Here is a 2,691-nt window from a genome sequence, read left to right as displayed (position 1 = left end):
GTAAGCGCCTAAGTAAGTACATCTTCTACAGTTCATTTTCCCTCCTTACTTTTGCTACAAAAAAATAATATCCTATGATGCAGCGACGTAAACACATGATGAGCAGAGAAAAATTTATCTCCGTTCTTTTCCGTCAGCAGCAGAGTGGTTTGTCCATTGCTGATTTTTGTGAGAATGAAGGTTATAGCCGTAGTAGATTCTATCTTTGGAAACAAAAATACGGTATAACGGAGCGGGAGTTATTGGCAGAAGCCTCCCGCTTAGGGGTTAAAGACAGCTTTGTCCCCATAGTAATCAATGGCGACACGCCATCCCCCGGTATATCTCACGAGACTCCCCTGCCATCTCCCCAGCCTAGCGTCCCCTTTCCCTTGAAAGGAAAGGACAGCTCTGAAATATCCTTGGAATTACCCAACGGATTGAAGTTGAAGTTTAAAGGGTCTTCCGGCTGTGAAGCTGCCCTGAATCTGATCTCTAAAATATATAATGCCAATGTTCTGCCTAAATGACAGCATGAGATATTTCCTATGCCCCGGTTATACGGACATGAGGAAAGGTATGTTCACTCTTTGCGGCCTTGTGCATGAGAGGATGGGAGGCGACATCAGAAGTGGGGACGTATTCATTTTCTACAACCGTTTCCGGACCAAGATAAAATTGCTCCATGCCGAACCGGGCGGTCTGGTCCTTTACGAGAAACTGCTTGAAGAAGGCACCTTCAAGATACCCGCCTATGATCCTGCCACCCGTTCTTACCCCATGACCTGGAGTGACCTGGTCGTTATGGTGGAAGGCATCAATGAAGATGTCAGCAAAGGCAGGCAAAGACGGCTTTCCAATTTGAAAAAGCATTGGTAAACAGTTGTAAACAAACAGCTTGAAGGCTTGTTTTTCTTATAGCTTTTCGCTATCTTTATATCATCAAAAAAGGATATTGAATGGCAAAAGAAGATGCAACCGGACAAGCTGTGGAATCCTCAATGGAACAGCTGCTGGATATCAACCGTAAACAGAGTGAGATCATCTCGGCCCAGGCAAGGACCATAGAAGAGCTCCGGGGTACGATAGTTGAGCTGAACGCCTCCCTGGCATGGCTGAAGAGGAAGGTGTTCGGAAAGATGAGTGAGAAATGCAAGCCTGTCGATAACGGAGACCCGAAGCTCCCTTTTGACTATGGCGACCTGGAACAGATAGAGGCGGAAATCGAAGAGGCCCGGAGCAGGGCGGCTGAACAGATTACCGTCCCCAAGTCCCGGGCCGCCAATAAAACGCCACGCCGTAACCGGGTCGTCATGAATAACCTTCCGGTTGTAACAGTCGTCATCGAACCGGAGAATGTCGATTTAAGCAGATACGTCAAGATAGGCGAGGAACATACCAGGACCCTTGAGATGAAACCCGGCTACCTCTATGTGAAAGACACGGTACGTCCCACATATGCCCTGAAAAATGAAATGGAGGCCGTTGACAACGGAGAAAAGGCTGTAATAACCGCTCCCATGCCACTGATGCCCATATATAAAGGCATGCCCGGGGCTTCCATGCTCGCTGAGGTCCTTTTACAGAAGTACGAATATCATGTCCCGTTCTACCGACAAGTGAAACAGCTGGAACATCTGGGTGTGAAACTGTCCAGAAACACATTGGACGGCTGGTTCAGACCGGTCTGCGAACTTCTCAGACCACTTTATCTGGAACTCAGGAAGAAAGTACTGGCCGCAGATTACCTCCAGGTTGACGAGACCACGCTTCCGGTTATAAACCATGAGAGGCATAAAGCCGCAAAAGAATACATCTGGATAGTCCGAGCGGCTGTGCCGCGTCTGCTCTTCTTCCATTACGACAACGGATCGCGTTCACAAAAAGTTGCGGTCAGGCTTTTGAAAAACTTCAAAGGATATCTCCAAAGTGACGGCCATCCTATTTATGACGCCTTTGAGGATAGAGAGGACGTGTGCCTGTGTGGCTGTCTCGCACATATCCGCAGGCATATAGAGCTGTGCAAGGAAGAAAATCCGGAATATGCCATGCAGGGACTCAAATTTATCCAGGATATGTATAATGTGGAATACATGGCGGATAAACAGGAACTCCCGTATGAAAAACGTGCTGAATTACGTCAACGTCTATCCGAGCCGATACTTGACAGCTTTGAACTTTGGCTTAAAAACACATACCCTAAAGTTCTAAAACGAAGTCTTATAGGGAAAGCCATAGCCTATGCCTACTCCCTGCTGCCAAGAATGAAACCGTATCTCCATGACGGAAGAATCTTTATAGACAACAACCGCTGTGAGAATGCCCTGAGGCCACTGGTCATATCAAGAAAGAACATGCTGTTCTGCGGAAATCACGAAGCTGCTGAGAATACGGCTATAATCTGCTCCTTGCTTGGCTCATGTAAGGAACGTGGTGTCAACCCCAGAGAGTGGCTGAATGATGTGATCAGTAAACTCCCCTATTATCTGGCACCCAAATCAGACAGAGACCTGAAGGAACTGCTACCGGATGTATGGAGAAAATAATCGGGACAGTTCCGGGAAAATGCAGGAAAAAACGGGAAAAAGCGAAATTGACACTCAATAACAACCCTGAGATAAGTTGGCATATGAAAAAATCGAGACGCACTTACAATGGAGTGCACCTCAATAAAAAATCGAATACACAAGATGTAGTTGAGCAGTCGCTTAC

3 protein-coding genes are annotated in these 2,691 nt (G+C 46.9%); all 3 read left to right on the top strand.

What is annotated here, in order from left to right:
• The first annotated feature begins 74 nt into the window (after nucleotides 1-74).
• The 3 genes from tnpA (at nucleotide 75) to tnpC (ending at nucleotide 2,525) form a co-directional block, all read left to right on the top strand.
• On the top strand, nucleotides 75-509 hold the full coding sequence (tnpA, locus tag DWY55_RS21695; protein WP_004294671.1) for an IS66 family insertion sequence element accessory protein TnpA: 435 nt from the start codon (nucleotides 75-77) through the stop codon (nucleotides 507-509).
• A gap of 4 nt (nucleotides 510-513) precedes the next feature.
• The gene (gene tnpB / locus DWY55_RS21690) at nucleotides 514-858 is read left to right on the top strand and encodes an IS66 family insertion sequence element accessory protein TnpB (protein WP_229034728.1); all 345 of its coding nucleotides are present in this window, start codon (nucleotides 514-516) and stop codon (nucleotides 856-858) included.
• An 80-nt stretch (nucleotides 859-938) separates the two neighbouring features.
• Entirely contained in the window at nucleotides 939-2,525 is a 1,587-nt protein-coding gene (gene tnpC, locus DWY55_RS21685) for an IS66 family transposase (RefSeq protein WP_005680402.1), read from the top strand.
• Nucleotides 2,526-2,691: the final 166 nt, after the last annotated feature.

This window comes from Bacteroides sp. AF25-38AC, assembly GCF_003602995.1.
GTDB classification, from domain to species: domain Bacteria; phylum Bacteroidota; class Bacteroidia; order Bacteroidales; family Bacteroidaceae; genus Bacteroides; species Bacteroides uniformis.
This window is presented reverse-complemented; position numbering and strand designations above follow the sequence as displayed.

Excerpts from the sequence above, each read along its gene's own strand:
- tnpA (WP_004294671.1), top strand. The coding sequence starts at position 75 with ATGATGCAGCGACGTAAACACATGATGAGCAGAGAAAAATTTATCTCC.
- tnpB (WP_229034728.1), top strand. The coding sequence starts at position 514 with ATGAGATATTTCCTATGCCCCGGTTATACGGACATGAGGAAAGGTATG.
- tnpC (WP_005680402.1), top strand. The coding sequence starts at position 939 with ATGGCAAAAGAAGATGCAACCGGACAAGCTGTGGAATCCTCAATGGAA.